General features: G+C 62.1%; 12 protein-coding genes. 7 read left to right on the top strand and 5 right to left on the bottom strand.

Annotation, left to right across the window (positions count from 1 at the left end; translation table 11 throughout):
- Positions 1-7: 7 nt before the first annotated feature.
- The 3 genes from araD to ABW043_RS19210 form a co-directional block, all read right to left on the bottom strand.
- Positions 8-1,738 carry an L-arabinonate dehydratase gene (gene araD, locus ABW043_RS19220; RefSeq protein ID WP_353922812.1) on the bottom strand — a complete coding sequence of 577 codons (1,731 nt, stop codon included), beginning with the start codon at positions 1,736-1,738 and terminating at the stop codon, positions 8-10.
- A gap of 102 nt (positions 1,739-1,840) precedes the next feature.
- Positions 1,841-3,121, bottom strand: a complete 1,281-nt coding sequence (locus ABW043_RS19215; protein WP_353922811.1) for a Gfo/Idh/MocA family oxidoreductase — start codon at positions 3,119-3,121, stop codon at positions 1,841-1,843.
- Positions 3,122-3,296: 175 nt separating this feature from the next.
- Positions 3,297-4,625, bottom strand: a complete 1,329-nt coding sequence (locus ABW043_RS19210; RefSeq protein ID WP_353922810.1) for an MFS transporter — start codon at positions 4,623-4,625, stop codon at positions 3,297-3,299.
- A 202-nt stretch (positions 4,626-4,827) separates the two neighbouring features.
- Here ABW043_RS19210 and cyoA point away from each other — a divergent pair, with 202 nt between their 5' ends.
- Genes cyoA through ABW043_RS19185 form a run of 5 tightly spaced genes read left to right on the top strand, consistent with a single transcriptional unit; the run spans position 4,828 to position 9,774 of the window.
- Positions 4,828-6,018: a ubiquinol oxidase subunit II gene (cyoA, locus tag ABW043_RS19205; RefSeq protein ID WP_353922809.1), complete on the top strand. Its 1,191-nt coding sequence runs from the start codon at positions 4,828-4,830 to the stop codon at positions 6,016-6,018.
- Entirely contained in the window at positions 6,015-8,012 is a 1,998-nt protein-coding gene (gene cyoB / locus ABW043_RS19200) for a cytochrome o ubiquinol oxidase subunit I (protein WP_353922808.1), read from the top strand. Before cyoA ends, cyoB begins: the two co-directional genes overlap by 4 nt.
- Before the next feature lies 1 nt (position 8,013).
- Positions 8,014-8,643, top strand: a complete 630-nt coding sequence (gene cyoC, locus ABW043_RS19195; RefSeq protein ID WP_353922807.1) for a cytochrome o ubiquinol oxidase subunit III — start codon at positions 8,014-8,016, stop codon at positions 8,641-8,643.
- On the top strand, positions 8,640-9,050 hold the full coding sequence (gene cyoD, locus ABW043_RS19190) for a cytochrome o ubiquinol oxidase subunit IV (protein ID WP_449394759.1): 411 nt from the start codon (positions 8,640-8,642) through the stop codon (positions 9,048-9,050). Before cyoC ends, cyoD begins: the two co-directional genes overlap by 4 nt.
- Before the next feature lie 4 nt (positions 9,051-9,054).
- Entirely contained in the window at positions 9,055-9,774 is a 720-nt protein-coding gene (locus ABW043_RS19185) for an SURF1 family protein (RefSeq protein ID WP_353922806.1), read from the top strand.
- Here the strand turns inward: ABW043_RS19185 and ABW043_RS19180 are convergent.
- Both ABW043_RS19180 and ABW043_RS19175 read right to left on the bottom strand, forming a co-directional pair.
- Complete coding sequence (locus ABW043_RS19180) at positions 9,771-11,117, bottom strand: sensor histidine kinase (RefSeq protein WP_353922805.1); 1,347 nt, start codon at positions 11,115-11,117, stop codon at positions 9,771-9,773. The genes ABW043_RS19185 and ABW043_RS19180 overlap by 4 nt on opposite strands.
- Positions 11,114-11,782, bottom strand: a complete 669-nt coding sequence (locus ABW043_RS19175) for a response regulator (protein WP_353922804.1) — start codon at positions 11,780-11,782, stop codon at positions 11,114-11,116. Before ABW043_RS19175 ends, ABW043_RS19180 begins: the two co-directional genes overlap by 4 nt.
- A gap of 312 nt (positions 11,783-12,094) precedes the next feature.
- On the opposite strand from ABW043_RS19175, the gene ABW043_RS19170 reads away from it, so the two are divergent.
- Entirely contained in the window at positions 12,095-13,291 is a 1,197-nt protein-coding gene (locus tag ABW043_RS19170; protein ID WP_353922803.1) for an efflux RND transporter periplasmic adaptor subunit, read from the top strand.
- Between the two features lie 5 nt (positions 13,292-13,296).
- Positions 13,297-16,449: an efflux RND transporter permease subunit gene (locus tag ABW043_RS19165; RefSeq protein ID WP_353922802.1), complete on the top strand. Its 3,153-nt coding sequence runs from the start codon at positions 13,297-13,299 to the stop codon at positions 16,447-16,449.
- The last annotated feature ends 1 nt before the right edge of the window (position 16,450 follow it).

Genomic DNA, 16,450 nt, shown 5'->3' with positions numbered 1-16,450 from the left:
CAATTACTTAGTAGATGTCGGGTTCGCCCGCGGCGGCGCCAAAGCCGCGTTCGAGGAAGTCGAAGTCGCAGCCCTTGTCGGCCTGGGTGACGTGTTTGGAATACATCCAGCCCCAGCCGCGTTCGAAGCGGGGGGCGGGTGGGGTCCAGGCGGCGCGGCGGCGCTCCAGCTCGTCCTCGGCGACCAGCATATCGAGCCGGCGATTTTCGAGGTCGAGTTTTACGATATCGCCGGTGCGCAGCAGTGCCAGCGGGCCGCCGATATAGGATTCGGGGGCGACGTGGAGCACGCAGGCGCCGTAGGACGTGCCGGACATGCGCGCGTCGGAAATGCGCAGCATATCGCGGTGACCTTGCTTGATCAGCGCCTTGGGGATGGGAAGCATGCCCCATTCCGGCATGCCGGGGCCGCCGAGGGGGCCGGCATTGCGGAGGACGAGGACGTGGTCGGGCGTGACGTCGAGGTTTTCATCGTCGATTGCCGCCTTCATCTCGGCATAAGAATCATAGACCAGCGCCGGGCCCTGATGGCGGTAGTATTTTGGGTCGCAGGCGGCGGGTTTGATGACGGCGCCATCGGGGCAGAGATTGCCGCGCAGAACGGCCAATGAGCCCTCGTGATAAACGGGGTTCGAGAGGGGGCGGATGACGTCGTCATTATAGACGACGGCGCCTTCGAGGTTTTCGCCCAGCGTCTTGCCGTTGACGGTGATGGCGCCGAGATGCAGCCGATCAGTGATCTGTGTCATCAGCGCGCGAAGGCCGCCGGCAAAGTAAAAGTCCTCCATCAGGTAGCCCTGGCCGTTGGGACGGACATTGGCGAGGAGGGGTGTGGTGCGGCCCAGCGCATCGAGATCGTCGAGCGAGAGATCGACGCCAGCGCGGCGGGCCATGGCGATCAGATGCACCACGGCATTGGTCGAGCACCCGGTGGCCATGGCGACGATGGCGCCATTGCGGATGGAGGCTTCGGTGACGATGTGGGCGGGCGTCAGGTCATCCCAGGCCATGTCGACGATGCGGCGGCCGCAATCGGCCGACATGCGCTGGTGGGCGGAATCGACAGCGGGAATCGAGGATGCGCCGGGCAGGGTGAGGCCCATGGCATCGACGATGGCGGTCATGGTGGAGGCCGTGCCCATGGTCATGCAGACGCCGGCCGAGCGGGCAATGCCGCCTTGTAGGCCTTGCCATTGTTCATCGGTGACATTGCCGGCGCGACGTTCGTCCCAGTATTTCCAGGCGTCCGAGCCCGAGCCCAGGGGCTTGCCGGCATAATTGCCGCGCAGCATGGGGCCGGCGGGCAGGTAGATCATCGGCACATTGGCAGTGATGCCGCCCATGACGAGGCCGGGCGTGGTCTTGTCGCAGCCACCCATCAGGACAACGCCATCGAGCGGGTGCGAGCGGATGTTTTCCTCGGCCTCCATGGCGAGGAGGTTGCGGTAGAGCATCGAGGTCGGTTTGGTGAAACTCTCGTCCACCGAGAGTGTCGGCAGTTCGACCGGGAAACCGCCGGCTGCCAAGACGCCGCGCTTCACCGCTTCGACGCGTTCGGGAAAATGGCTGTGGCAGGCGTTGAGTTCGGACCAGGTGTTGAGGATGCCGATCACGGGCTTGCCCATGAAGTCGGCTTCCGAATAGCCGAGCTGCATCAGCCGCGAGCGGTGGCCAAAACTTCTCAGGTCGTCCGGCGCGAACCAGCGCGCCGAACGCAATTGGTCGGCTGATTTTCGCAATGGCCTTCTCCTCTTCGGGCCGTGACCGCTGGCAACTTCGCCCATTCTCCCAAAGGGCGTTGTCGATGCCAGCAGTCTGCTAACCAAATCGTCCCTTTGAGGTCAGAGTTTGACCAGTGTCCGCACGTCGACCGGCAGGCCAGTCGCGAAGGACTGGTTGGCGGCGATGCCGGTCAGGATCGAGAGCGCGCCATCGCGATGGTTGGCGCCATAGCCCGGACGCGGCGTGGCGTTGCCGAAGATTTCTTCGAGCATGATCTTGTCGCCGCCGCCATGCCCGCCTTCGCCTGCAGGAACGTGGACGACGCGAGATTCGCCGTGGAGCGGGAAGTGGTAGAGATCGACGCCCTTGGCCGCACCCTCGGCGGTCGAAGTGGAGCCGGCATTGATATAGGAAGTTTCGCGGACCATCAGTTCCAGGCGACCGCCGGTGCCGTTGATGGCAACGTTAAAGCCTTCCCAAGGGGCATAGGCGTAGAGCGAATAGGTCATCACCGCCTTGTTGCGGTAGCGGACCATGACATTCATCGTGTCTTCGATGGAAATGCCGTCGCCAAAGACGTTCTGGTCGCGCTGGTAGCCGTCTTCCTTCTCGGCATCCCAATAGAGCGCCTTCTGCGTCGGGGTCGAGGTGAGGTCGATGGCGAACTTGTCGTCCTTGGCAGCCTCTACGCCGGTCGTGCGGGTATAGGGCGTGAAGACGCCGCGTTCCTCAGCATTGGCGCGGCCGTAGAACTTCAGGTCGCCCATGGCAAAGACCGTGTCGGGCTGGCTACCGAGCCAGAAATTGACGAGGTCGAAGTGGTGGGTCGATTTGTGGACCATCAGGCCACCGGAATTGCGCTTGTCGCGGTGCCAGCGGCGGAAATAGTCGGCGCCGTGGCGGGTATCGAGCAGCCATTCAAAGTGAATCGAGGTCGGGGTGCCGATGGCGCCTTCGGCGATCAGTTCGCGCAGGGCCGAATTGTGCGGGGCGTAGCGATAGTTGAAGGTGACGCGGATGTTCTTGCCGGTGCGCTCGACGGCGTCGAGGATTTCCTGGCACTTTTCCTTGTCGACGGTCATCGGCTTTTCGGTAATCACGTCGCAGCCGAGTTCCATGGCGCGGATGATGTACTTGTGGTGGGTACGGTCGACCGAGGTGACGATGACGAAATCGGGCTTTTGCTCGGCGATCATCTTTTCGAAGTCGCTGGCCTTGTAGGTCGGCACTGCTTCGCCGCCGAGTTCTTCGACGAAGAGGCGGTTGGTGTAGTCCATGCGGGTCTGGTTGGTGTCGCAGAGGGCGACGACGCGCGAGTTATCCTTGTGGGGTCCAAGGATGGCCTCGTAGAACATCCTGGCCCGTCCGCCCGTGCCCACGATTGCATAAGTCTTGGCCATTTCCGCTCCTCGCATGCCATCAAAATCTGCGGCTGATGACTCATCCTATTCGCCGCGCGGTTACATGTACCATACAAGATTGGCGACTTGCACTTGTTCTTTTGGGGGGAGGCAAAAAAGACGAAGCGCGCGACCACGGGTGTGATCGCGCGCCTGATTGAAGCTGCAATAACAGTTAGTTAGTGCGGGCGAGGTGCCGGTTGAGATAGAGCGCCACGAGCGTGCAGACGGCGCCCGAGAGCAGATAGGCACCCGAAGAGATGAGGCCAAAATTGCTCGAAAGCAGCAAAGCCACCAGCGGCGCGAAGCCGGCGCCGAAGAGCCAGGCGAGGTCCGAAGTCAGCGCCGAACCGGTATAGCGATAGAGGCGGGTGAAGTTTGCGGCGACGACGCCCGAGGACTGACCGAAGGACACGCCGAGCAGGGCAAAGCCGATGATCATGTAGATGGTTTCGCCGGTCTGGCCGGCGCCGAGGAGGAGCGGGGCGAATATGCTGAAGACGCCGATGGCGGCAGCCGAATAGCCGAGAAGCTGGCGGCGGCCGATGCTGTCAGCGAGATAGCCCGAGAGGACCACGGCGACGAGACCGACGCAGGCGGCGGCGATTTCGATGACGAGGAAATTGGCCGGCACTTCCTGGGTGTAGAGGAACACATAGGAGAGCGGGAACACGGTCACCATGTGGAAGAGGGCGAAGCTTGCCAGCGGCGCGAAGGCGCCGATGACGATGTTGCGCCAGTCATTGGTGATCGTTTCACGCAGTGTCGAGGGCTCAAGCTCGCCGCTTTCGAAGAGGTGGGTGTATTCGGGCGTGACCACGATACGGAGGCGCGCGAAGAGCGCCACGATGTTAATCGCGAAGGCCACGAAGAACGGATAGCGCCAGCCCCAGCCGAGGAAATCTTCGGCCGAGAGGGCCCAGGAGAGATAGGCAAAGAGGGCGCTGGCAACGATGAGGCCGATGGGGGCGCCGAGCTGGGGCACCATGGCGAACCAGCCACGCTTTTCCTGGGGCGCGTTGAGCGCGAGGAGGGAGGCGAGGCCATCCCAGGTGCCGGCGAGGGCGAGGCCCTGGCCGATGCGGAAGATCACGAGAATAGCGACGGCAAGCCAGCCGACCTGATCGTAGCCGGGGAGGAACGCGGTGGCGACGGTCGAGACGCCGAGCAGCATCAGGGCGATGGTGAGCTTGACGCCTCGGCCGTAGCGACGGTCGACGGCCAGGAATATTGCCGTGCCGATGGGGCGGGCAACAAAAGCAAGGGCGAAGACCGCGAAGGACAGGAGCGTGCCGGTCAGCGGATCGGCAAAGGAGAAGATGAGACTCGGGAAAACCAGCACCGAAGCGATGGCATAAACGAAGAAATCGAAGAACTCCGAGGTGCGACCAATAATCACACCGATGGCGATCTCGTTGGCGTCGACGGGTCTGTGAGTGGAATGGAGCTGGCGCGCATCGTGCTCAGCGGTTGTCTCAGGGACGTGGGGTGTGGAGGCGGCCATGTCGCTAAGCTCCTGGCATTATTGAAGTTCTGTACCGCGTCCGGGGTGACAAGTGAACGCGGCCAGTGGTCCGCAGCGGACCGGTTTGGATTTGTCTTGCATCAAAGACAGTGCGCTTACGAGTGGACAAAATGTCCGATGGCGCAGAGGGTGCCATGAGAGTAGTCCGCAAACCAGCGCAGTCTTCCTCCCAAGGGCCGCAATGTCTCGTTTTGCCAAACTTCTTCTCGTGCCCCTCGTGGCACCACTTCTCGCCGGCTGTAATGCCGTGGTGATGGCGCCGGCTGGCGATGTCGCCTTGCAGCAGCGCGATCTCATCATCATCGCAACGGTGCTCATGTTGCTCATCATCATTCCGGTGATGGTGCTTGTCGTGCTGTTCGCGCGCAAATACCGGCAGGGCAACAATGCCAAATATGAGCCGAACTGGGATCACTCGACCCAGCTCGAGCTGGTGATCTGGTCTGCCCCGCTCGCCATCATCATCTGCCTTGGCGCGGTGACCTGGGTTTCGACGCATCTGCTCGATCCCTATCGCCAGCTTGGTCGCCTCGGTCCGGACCGGCCGGTGATCGCCGAAGTGGAGCCCCTCGAAGTGGAGGTCGTGGCGCTCGACTGGAAGTGGATGTTCATCTACCCGCAATACGACATTGCCACGGTCAACGAGTTCGTTACGCCGGTCGATCGACCGATCAGCTTCAAGCTGACCGCTTCGACGGTGATGAATTCCTTCTACATTCCCGCCATGGCCGGCCAGATCTACGCCATGCCGGGCATGCAGACCCGTCTGCACGGCGTGATCAACGAGCCCGGTACCTATAGGGGCATTGCTGCCCACTATAGCGGCCACGGTTTTTCGGGCATGCATTTCCAAACCAAGGGCGTCAGCGATAGTGAATTTGAGGCCTGGGTGGCCGAGGTTCGCAACTCGCCCGACATGCTCAACCGCCAGCGCTATCTCGAGGTCGAAAAGCCCAGCGAGCACGTGCCGGTCATGCACTTCGCCGGTGTGGAAAGCGGTCTTTACACCGCGATCCTCAACATGTGCGTCGAACGCGACAAGATGTGCGTGAGCGAGATGATGTCCATCGACGAGCAGGGTGGCCTCGGCCATGCCGGCGTCAACAATCTGGCGCCAGAGCTCTATGGTGGCGGGGAAAAGAACCGCTCGCCCTTCGGGCCGCAGAAGACCTATGTCGCCGCCATCTGCTCGACGGACGAAGCCATTGCCATGACGGCAAAGCTGCCGGCCATCAAGGCACCGAACGCTGCGCCGCTGGTAGGCAAGGGTCTTATTCGCCCGGAAATGGTCGCGCATAGCAATGCGCCCGCGCTTGACTGGCTCGCCGGCAAGCTCGCCTTCAACCAAAACACCTCGGCTGACGCGCTATGACAAACGAATTCTGGTCCTTCATCTTTGGGCGTCTCACCTGGGACGTCCTGCCGCTGCATGAACCGATCGTGGTCATCACCTTCCTCGTCGTGGCCGTTGGTGGCCTCGCCGTGGTTGGCGCGCTGACCTATTTCAAGCTTTGGGGCTATCTCTGGAAAGAATGGTTCACCAGCGTCGACCACAAGAAGGTGGGCATCATGTATATGGTGCTCGGCCTCGTCATGCTGCTGCGCGGCTTTGCCGATGCGCTGATGATGCGCCTGCAGCAGGCCATCGCCTTCAATGGCTCGGAGGGTTATCTCAACGCCCACCACTATGATCAGCTGTTCTCCGTGCACGGCGTGATCATGATCTTCTTTGTGGCCATGCCGCTGATCACGGGCTTCATGAACTATATCGTGCCGCTGCAGATCGGCGCGCGCGACGTCAGCTTCCCCTTCCTCAACAATTTCTCGTTCTGGATGACCACCGGCGGCGCCGTGCTGGTGATGATGAGCCTCTTTGTCGGCGAATTCGCCCAGACCGGCTGGCTGGCTTTCCCGCCATTGTCAGGGATCGAGCATTCACCGGCCTCGGGCGTCGACTACTACATCTGGGCCCTGCAGGTGGCGGGTGTGGGGACGACCTTATCGGGCGTCAACCTGATCGCGACCATCATCAAGATGCGTGCCCCGGGCATGACGCTGATGAAGATGCCGGTCTTCACCTGGACATCGCTCTGCACCAACGTGCTCATTGTTGCGTCCTTCCCGATCCTGACGGCAGTGCTGACGCTGCTCGCGCTCGATCGTTATGTCGGCACCAACTTCTTCACCGCCGATTTCGGCGGTAGCCCGATGATGTATATCAACCTCATCTGGATCTGGGGCCACCCGGAAGTCTACATCCTGATCCTGCCATGCTTCGGCATCTTCTCGGAAGTCGCCTCGACCTTCTCGGGCAAGCGTCTCTTCGGCTACACGTCCATGGTCTACGCGACCGTCGTGATCACGGTGCTGTCCTACCTCGTCTGGCTGCACCACTTCTTCACGATGGGGTCGGGGGCGAGCGTCAACTCGTTCTTCGGCATCACCACGATGATCATCTCGATCCCCACGGGGGCGAAGATCTTCAACTGGCTCTTTACGATGTACAAGGGCCGCATCCGCTTCGAACTGCCGATGATGTGGCTCATCGCCTTCATGCTCACCTTCACTATCGGTGGCATGACCGGCGTGCTGCTCGCGGTGCCGCCGGCCGACTTCGTGCTGCACAATTCGCTCTTCCTCGTGGCCCACTTCCACAACGTCATCATCGGCGGCGTGCTGTTCGGCATCTTTGCCGGCATCAACTACTGGTGGCCCAAGGCGTTCGGCTACAAGCTCAACGAATTCTGGGGCAAGGTCTCGTTCTGGCTCTGGAACGTCGGCTTCTGGTTGGCTTTCGGTCCGCTCTACGTGCTGGGCCTGATGGGCATCACGCGGCGCCTCCGCACGTTCGACGACCCGTCGCTGCAGATCTGGTTCATCATCGCCGGTATCGGCGCGCTGGTGATCGCAGGTGGCATCGGCGCCATGCTGATCCAGTTCGGCGTGTCGATCCTTGGCAAGAACAAGGAATGGGACACGACGGGCGATCCGTGGAATGGCCGCACGCTCGAATGGGCGACGTCCTCGCCGCCGCCGCAGTACAACTTCGCCTTCACTCCTGTCATCCACGACAACGATGCCTGGGCGGACATGAAGAACAGGCACTCGCAGCGGCCGATCAAGGGCTTCATGGAAATCCACATGCCGCGCAATACCGGTACGGGCGTCGTCCTGGCGGGTCTCAGCGTCGTGCTCGGCTTTGCCCTCATCTGGTACATGTGGTGGCTGGTCATCCTGAGCTTCGTGGCGCTCATCGGCGCTGCCATCATCCACACATTCAACTATGACCGCGACTACTACATCCCGGTCGAGGCCGTTGCCGAGGTCGAAGACACCCGCACGCGCCTGCTGAGCGGAGCCCGCTAAGATGAGTTCAAACGCAACCACCGCCGAGGGTGAGGCCCCGCAGTTCTACGAACTGGTGCCGCACCACCATGCCCCGCATGGCTCGACCCAGATCGGGTTCTGGCTCTATCTGATGAGCGACTGCCTCATCTTCGCATCACTCTTTGCCATCTATGGCGTGCTCGGCGGCAATTTTGCCGCCGGCCCATCGCCGGAACACCTGTTCAACCTGCAACTAGTGGCGGTCAGCACGGGCGCGCTGCTGCTGAGCTCGATCACCTATGGCTTCGCCATGCTCGACATGGACGAAGGCAAGAAGACCGGCACGCTGGTCTGGCTGGTGATCACCGGCATTCTGGGCGCGGTGTTCCTGAGGCTAACGCTCTATGAATTCTACCACATGATCCATGAAGGCGCGGTGCCGCAGCGTTCAGCCTTCCTGTCCGCCTTCTTTGTGCTGGTGGGTACGCACGCCCTGCACGTGACCTTCGGCATTCTCTGGCTCGTGACGCTGCTGATCCAGATCGGCACCAAGGGGCTGATCCCGGCCAACAAGATCCGCGTGCAGTGCCTGTCGATGTTCTGGCACTTCCTCGACGTCATCTGGATCGGCGTTTTTACCGTTGTCTATCTCATGGGGATGCTGCGATGAGCGCTTCTACCTCCCACGACACGCTGGCCTCGGGCACGCATGCGCATCCCAATCCGGAAGTGCATGGCGACGGTCACGATCACGGTACGCGGCGCACCTACCTGATCGGCTTTGCGCTCTCGGTCATTCTCACCGCCATTCCGTTCTGGCTGGTGATGGGCAATGTCATTGCCGACACCACGATCGCGACGCTGGTGATCATGGCTTTCGGCGTGGTGCAGATCTTTGTGCATATGGTCTATTTCCTGCACATGAACACCAAATCCGAGGGCGGCTGGACGATGATGGCGGCGATCTTCACCATCATTGTCATCGTCATTGCCCTGTCGGGCTCGCTCTGGGTGATGTTCCACCTCAATACCAATATGATGCCGGGCCATATCATGAACCCGGCAGACCTGATCTGACGCGATGACTGAGCGGGAAGGGCAGGGGGCACGAAGGCTCTCCTTCGGCCTCGTTGCCTTTGCCGCCTTCGCTGCTGTCTGTGCAGTGGGTTTCGGCGCGCTCGGCGTCTGGCAACTCGAGCGACTTGCCTGGAAGAACGGTCTCGTCGCCGCGGTGGAGGCACGCAGCACCGCTGCGCCGCTTGATCTCAATCAGGCGGATTGGGATGGGATCGACGCCTCGGCCAGCGAATATCAGCGGGTGTCAGTCAGCGGCCGGTTCGAGGGCAGCGATACGCTGAGCCAGGCCGTGACCGTCTATGGCGGCGGCTTCTGGGTGATGACGCCGCTGGCGCTCGATGATGGTCCGGTGGTTCTGGTCAATCGTGGATTTGTGACGGCCAGCCAGCGCGATGCTGGCGTGGACCGCCCAGAGGGCGCCGTGACCGTCTCAGGGCTTTTGCGGGCAACCGAGCCGGATGGCGGTTTTTTGCGGAGCAACGATCCCAGTGCGGGACGCTGGTATTCGCGTGATGTGGCCGAGATCGGCGCGGCCCGTGGCATCGGGAATCTGGCGCCGTTCTTTGTCGATGCGGATGCGAGTGGCGCAGCCTATCCGATTGGAGGGCTCACCGTCCTTGCTTTTTCCAACAATCACCTACTCTACGCGCTGACCTGGTTTGGGCTGGCACTGCTGTCGCTCTTCGCACTCTACTGGCTGCTCAGGGACCGCTGGCGGTCCTAGGCCTTGGTGATCGGCAGGCTGATCTCGAAGAGGGCACCGCCTTGCGGAGCGGTCGCGACGCTGACCTTGCCGCCGTGACGCTTGATGATGTCGTAGACAAGGCTGAGGCCAAGACCGGCGCCGTTCGGCGATTGCGACAGGCGGTGGAACGGCCAGAAGATCTCCTCGCGGTGCTCGGGATCGACTCCCGGGCCGTTGTCCGACACGCAGACGCGGCCGTCGGTGTTGACCTCGACGCGGATGTGCACCTGCGGGCCGCCATGCGACATGGCGTTGAGGACGAGATTGGCGATGGCGCGCGACAGGGCAGAGGCGTCGCCTTTTACGTTCACACGCGTTTCAGGGCCAACAAACTCGATGTCGCAGCCTGCATCGATGGCGAGGGGGGCGAGGTCGGCAGTGACCTGCGCAGAGATATCCACGAGGTCGACGGTCTCGAAACTGTCTGGCGACAGCGCCAGGCGATGAAGATCGAGCAATTCGTTGGCCATGCCACCGAGCCGGGCGGAATCCCGCTGCAACTGGCGCTTGTCGGCGCCGTCGGGGAGGGATTCAAGGCGGGTCTGCAGGATGGCGATGGGCGTGCGCAATTCGTGCGCAGCATCGGCGAGGAAACGCCGCTGGCGGGCGATACCGCTGTCGAGACGATCCAGGGCCTCGTTAAAGGCGCGCACCAGGGGCACGAGTTCCACCGGCACGCGCTCGTAGGACAAGCGCACGTCGCTCTGGCCGATATCGATCTGTTCGGCATCGCGTGCCACTTGCTCCACGCCGAGGAGGGACCGGCGGATCAGCGGCGGGATGGTCAGCACCGTTGCGGCCGAGAGCAGGATGATCAGGCCAACGAACATCGGATTGCCGAAGGCCTTGGCGACCACGCTGAAGCTGACGGCAGGGCCGCCACCGGTCATCACCCAAAGCCGGCCAATGTTCGAATTGCGGGTGCGGACGATGGCATAGGGGCTCTTGGAGTCGCCGAAATCGGTGAAGTTTGCCGAGGAGACATGGACGAGGTTCTGCGGGAAGAGGTTTACGGGCGCGGGTACGTTGCCGCGCCTCAGGATATTGCCTTCCGCATCGACCATGATGAACCAGAAGTCGGGATAGGCATCGACGACTTCCTGCAGGTCGGAATTGGGCTCGAGGGAAAAACTGCCATCCTCGACGCGCTGCACGGAGCGGACGATATCGTCCACGACGCTTTCGTCGAGGCCCTGCTGGGCGCTGACGGCGAGAAGGAAGGGCACGGCGGCGACGAGCGTGAAGCCGACAAGCACGGCGATCTGGATGGTGATGAGGCCGCGCGACAGGACGCGTCGCAGCGATAATGGCCTATGTTTCATGAGGTTGCCTTGAGGAGGTACCCGATCCCCCTGATGCTGTGGATCTCGACATTGGCGGGAGCGAGCTTGCGTCGCAGCCGGGAGATATGGGCGTCGAGCGTGTTGGAGGCGATCTCGTCGTCGAACCCGTAGACGGCTTCCTCAAGCGCGGAACGGGCGACCGTGCGGCCGGCGCGGCGGACGAGGACTTCGAGGGCGAGCACTTCGCGGCGGGTCAATGTCATCGGCTCGCCGGCGGCAGTGGCCGTGCCATCGCCGAGATTGAAGGTTAGCTTGCCCACGGTGATGCCCATATCGGCGATCATGGCCGGGCGGCGCATCAGGGCGCGGATACGGGCGACCAGTTCGTCGACGACAAAGGGCTTTGCGAGATAATCGTCGGCGCCTGTTTCAAGGCCTTCGATGCGATGCTCGGGGGAGCCGAGGGCGGAGAGCACGATAATGGGGAGCCCGGCCTGCGCGCGGCGCAGCTGCGGGATGATTGTCAGGCTGTCGCCATCGGGCAATTTGCGATCGAGAACCGCAATCGAATGGACGGCATTTTCGACAGCTTCGAGCGCCATTTCCAGGGTCGAAACATGATCTACCAGGATGTCGTGGCGTTCGAGGGCACTGATCAATGCTCGTGCCAGATCGAGCTCGTCCTCCACCAAAAGTATGCGCATGGTTACCTCATCATGGATGGGGTTATGTCTGACAATGATTGCCATTGCATTGCGTGGACTTTGCAGTTTCGCAATGTTGCGGCAATATGGACAAAGGAAAAGGAGCCGAACGCGAGAATTGTAACCCGCGCGGCGACCGGCACTCCGGACTTTGCGCCAATCCTGTACTGGACACAGCCTTGGCCGAAAGCTTGAGACAAATGCGCAGGACGACCCCGCCCTCGCCTTTCCATTGCTCGTACATCTCCCGATAGGCCAGTGCCCACAGGCCGATAGACTATCAATCGACCCCATTTCATCAGGACACTCTCCATGACCACAGCCCATGAAAAGCCCGAATGGGCACAAAGCAAGCGGGAAAAAGAAAACGCCCGCCGCGTCGCGGAGGGGCTCAAGCCCAAACGCAGGATTGGGCCCTGGATCGTGCTTGGGCTGATCGTGGTTGGTGGTGTCGTCTTCTTCGTTACGCGCCCGCCCGCACCGGCGCCGGTGGAAGTTGCCGAGGCAGCGCCGGTTGTCCGGCAGTTGCTGACCTCGGAAACCACCGAGATCGCGCCGCAGACGCTGCGTCAGACAGTGCGGGTTACCGGCACGCTGGTGCCGTCCAAGCAGTCCGTCGTTGCCGCGCAGGCCGGAGGTCGTGTGCTCAGCGTTGCCGTCCGTCCGGGCAATAACGTCAAGGAGGGTCAGGTTCTGGTCGAAATCGATCAGGCCAATCTTGCCCTGCAACTGGCCCAGCAGCGCGCCACGGCCGACGCGACCCGTGCACAGCTTTTCTCCTCCCAGCAGCAGCTCGAGCGCACTGAAGAATTGGCGCGGCAGGGGCTGACTAGCCCATCGGCGCTTGAACAGGCGCGCTCGGCAACGGCAGCGCTCGAGGCCAACATGACGGCGCTCGAGAGCGCAGTGTCGGTGGCCGAGCTGGCGCTGAGCAATGCGACCGTTCGTGCGCCCATCGATGGCGTCGTCTCGGAACGCTCCGTCGAGGCCGGTCAAACGATCGCCGCCGGCACGGCGCTGTTCACCGTCGTCAATCTCGATGAAATGGAGTTCCAGGCGTCGGGTTCGGTCAATTCGAGTGCGGCTGTCGCGCCCGGCCAGGCCGTGGAAGTGACGGCTACGGGCCTTGACGGACAGACGTTCGAGGGTGAAGTGACCCGCGTCAATCCGGTTGCGGCGAGCGGCACGCGCACCATTCCGATCTATGTGCTGATCGACAATGAGGCGGGCCTGCTGCGCGGCGGCATGTTTGCCACCGGGCAGATCACGGTTACCGAAAAGGCCGATGCCATTGCCGTGCCTGTTTCGGCGCTGCGCGAGGATGCCGAGGGCGACTTCGTGCTCAAACTCGATGGCGGGACGCTCGTGCGGCAGGCGATCGAGCCGGGCGAAGCCTGGCATCGCGGCGGGATGGTGGAAGTCACCGGCCTTGCCGCAGGCGATGTCATCGTCTCCGCGCCGCTGGCCGAACTGACGGCTGGCTCTGCCTATGAGACCGTAGAGGACTGACGCCAATGTTCCTCACGCGCATCAGCGTCAACAACCCCGTCTTTGCCACCATGATCATGGTGGCCATCATGGTGTTCGGTATCTATTCGTACCAGCGCCTCCCCATCGAACAGATGCCCGATGTCGACTTTCCGGTCGTCGCGGTCGTCGTTTCCTATCCCGGCGCTTCACCGGAATCGGTCGAGGCCGACATCGTCGAGCCAATCGAGGAGGCGGTGAATACCATTGCCGGTCTCGATTCCATCCAGTCGACGGCCCAGTCCGGCCAGGCCATGGTGCTCATGATCTTTGATCTTGAGCAGAACTCCCAGCAGATGGCCCAGGAAGTTCGCGACAAGATCGACCCGATCAAGGCCGACCTGCCGGACAATGCCGGCGATCCGCGCGTGCTGCGCTTCGATCCGTCGGCCCTGCCGGTGCTGTCGCTTGCCGTCAGTTCGAGCACGCTGTCGGACCGCGATCTGACCTCGTTGACCGAGGACATCATCGTCAAGCGCCTCTCCAATATCTCCGGTGTTGGTAGCGCCTCGGTCGTGGGCGGGGTGCCGCGCCAGCTCAATATCCAGATCGACCCCGACCGCCTGACGGCCTTCAATATCTCTCCCAGTGCCGTGATTTCGGCGCTGCAGAGTTCGAACCGGGATCTCTCGGCTGGTTCGATCACCGAGGGCAGCATCGTGCAGTCCATCCAGGTGCTTGGACGGCTCGAGAACCAGGAAGACTTTTACGACATCATCGTGGGCAACCAGGGTGGCCAGCCGGTCACGCTGCGTGACGTCGCCACCATCGAGGACGGTACGGGAGAAGCTTCGAGCCTTGCCATTCTCAATGGCGAGCGGGCTCTCGCCATTGACATTCTCAAGACCCAGGGCGCCAATACCGTCGGGGTTGCCGAGGCTATCCGCCACACGATCGACAACCTGCTGACGGGCGAACTGGCCAATGCGGGCGTCAATATCGAGGTGGTGGTCGACAACGCCAAGCCGGTGGAGGACTCGTTCCACGCCGTCCAGAACATGCTGATCGAAGGCGCTCTCCTCGCCGTCGTGATCGTCTTCCTGTTCCTCAATTCCTGGCGTTCGACTGTCATCACGGGCCTCACCCTGCCGATCTCGATCATCGGCACCATGGTGGCGCTCAATTTCCTGGGCTTCACGCTCAACATGATGACGCTGCTGGCCCTATCGCTGGCGGTGGGTATTCTGATCGATGACGCCATCGTGGTGCGCGAGAACATCACGCGCCACCTGCATATGGGCAAGAGCCACCGTCAGGCGGCTTTCGACGGCACCAATGAAATCGGGCTCGCCGTTCTTGCCACGACCTTGTCCATTGTCGCCGTGTTCCTGCCGGTTGCCTTCATGGATGGCATCATGGGCAGGTTCTTCCTGCAGTTCGGCGTCACCGTTTCGGTGGCCGTGCTCATCTCGCTCTTCGTGGCATTCACGCTTGACCCGATGATGTCGAGCGTCTGGTACGATCCGTCGTCCGATCCGAACGCCAAGCGCGGGCCGATCGGCCGGGCCATCCAGCAATTCGACCGGCTCTTCGAGTGGATCACCGAGGGTTATCGGCACCTCATCCGCTGGGGTCTGAAGTATCGCAAGTCGGTGCTGCTACTGGCCGTGCTTTCCCTCGTGGGCTCGCTGCTGCTCTTCCCTCGGGTCGGCGTCGAATTCGTGCCGGCGACGGACAATGGCATCTTCACGGTCACCGCCGAAACGCCGGCGGGATCGACCAAGGAACACACTGCGCGGAAGCTGTTGCAGGCCGAGACGGTGCTGCGCCAGATTCCCGAAGTGGACCGGACCTATTCGACGATTGCCGGCGGCCTTGCTGCCAGCGGCGCCAATTCCGGCACCATGACGGTTACCCTGGTCTCAAGCTCGGAACGCACCCGCTCGCCGCAGGATTTGATGCCCGAGGCCCGGCGCCTGCTTGAGGCTGTTCCTGGGGTCAAATTCCAGGTTTCGGCTGCTTCGGGTCTTGGCCAGTCGACTGCGCCGGTCTCGATTACGCTTTATGGCGACAGCTTCGTTCAACTCGGCCAACTCGCTGACCAGTTGATGGCGGAGATGGAGGAGATCGATGGTCTTATCGACATCACCTCGAGCCTTGATGATGCGCAGTCGGTAGTTGGTATAAATGTCGACCGGGAACTCGCCAATAATCTCGGCGTCTCCATGTCGCAGGTTGCCGCAACCCTCGGCCCGCTGATCAGCGGCGAGGAAGTGGTGGATTGGACGGCACCAAACGGGGAAATCTCGTCGCTGGTCGTTCGTCTGCCAGAGAGTCTGCGCAACGATCTCGATGCGATCAGCAACCTGCCGATCGCGCAATCGGGTGCTACCGGCTCGAACAGCATGATCAAGCTTGGCCAGGTGGCGGAAGTCGTCGCCAGTACGGGTCCGGCGACGATCAATCGCCAGGACCTGCAACGGGGTGTGACCGTCGAGGCTTACCTCTCTGGTGTCGAGCTGGGGACGGTGACGCCGCAGATCCAGGCCGCCGTCGATAGCCTCGAATTCCCGACGGGCTATCGCAGCAGCTTTGGTGGCGAAGTCGAGCAGATCGCCGAGACAATGGGTGCCATCGGTTCGGCACTGCTGCTGGCGGTGATCTTCATCTACCTCGTTCTTGCCAGCCAGTTCGGCAGCTTCCTGCAGCCGATCGCCATCATGGGCTCGCTGCCCCTGGCGCTGATCGGCGTGATGGTGGGCCTGCTCGTTGGCGGATCGACGCTCAACATGTTCTCGGCCATTGGCTTCATCATGCTGATGGGTCTGGTGGTGAAGAACGCCATCCTGTTGGTCGACAATGCCAACCAGCATGTGAAGGCCGGTTGGAACCTCTACGAGGCTCTGGTCGAGGCTGGCGCCACGCGCTTCCGGCCGATCATCATGACGACGCTCGCCATGATCTTCGGCATGCTGCCGCTGGCGTTGAGCCTGCATGAGGGGTCGGGGCAGAATGCACCCATGGCCCATGCCGTTATCGGCGGTCTCATCAGCTCGACGGCGCTGACCTTGCTCGTCGTGCCGGTTCTCTTGACGTATATCGACAGCTTCAGCGCTTTCACGCGACGCTTCCTGCCCAAGGGGCCCGTCGACCACGAGCCCGAACCGACCGAAGCCGTTCCGGCCAAGCTGGCGGAATAAG

Origin of the sequence: Devosia sp. (genome assembly GCF_040509215.1) — a bacterium.
Classification (GTDB): Bacteria; Pseudomonadota; Alphaproteobacteria; order Rhizobiales; family Devosiaceae; genus Devosia.
The sequence above is the reverse complement of the archived record's forward strand: the minus strand, read 5'-3'. Positions and strand labels throughout refer to the sequence as shown.

Bases quoted from the DNA above. Each gene is read 5' to 3' on its own strand.
- ABW043_RS19175 (WP_353922804.1), bottom strand. From the start codon at position 11,782: ATGCGCATACTTTTGGTGGAGGACGAGCTCGATCTGGCACGAGCATTG.
- ABW043_RS19215 (WP_353922811.1), bottom strand. From the start codon at position 3,121: ATGGCCAAGACTTATGCAATCGTGGGCACGGGCGGACGGGCCAGGATG.
- ABW043_RS19165 (WP_353922802.1), top strand. From the start codon at position 13,297: ATGTTCCTCACGCGCATCAGCGTCAACAACCCCGTCTTTGCCACCATG.
- cyoB (WP_353922808.1), top strand. From the start codon at position 6,015: ATGACAAACGAATTCTGGTCCTTCATCTTTGGGCGTCTCACCTGGGAC.
- cyoD (WP_449394759.1), top strand. From the start codon at position 8,640: ATGAGCGCTTCTACCTCCCACGACACGCTGGCCTCGGGCACGCATGCG.
- cyoA (WP_353922809.1), top strand. From the start codon at position 4,828: ATGTCTCGTTTTGCCAAACTTCTTCTCGTGCCCCTCGTGGCACCACTT.
- ABW043_RS19170 (WP_353922803.1), top strand. From the start codon at position 12,095: ATGACCACAGCCCATGAAAAGCCCGAATGGGCACAAAGCAAGCGGGAA.
- ABW043_RS19180 (WP_353922805.1), bottom strand. From the start codon at position 11,117: ATGAAACATAGGCCATTATCGCTGCGACGCGTCCTGTCGCGCGGCCTC.
- cyoC (WP_353922807.1), top strand. From the start codon at position 8,014: ATGAGTTCAAACGCAACCACCGCCGAGGGTGAGGCCCCGCAGTTCTAC.
- ABW043_RS19185 (WP_353922806.1), top strand. From the start codon at position 9,055: ATGACTGAGCGGGAAGGGCAGGGGGCACGAAGGCTCTCCTTCGGCCTC.
- ABW043_RS19210 (WP_353922810.1), bottom strand. From the start codon at position 4,625: ATGGCCGCCTCCACACCCCACGTCCCTGAGACAACCGCTGAGCACGAT.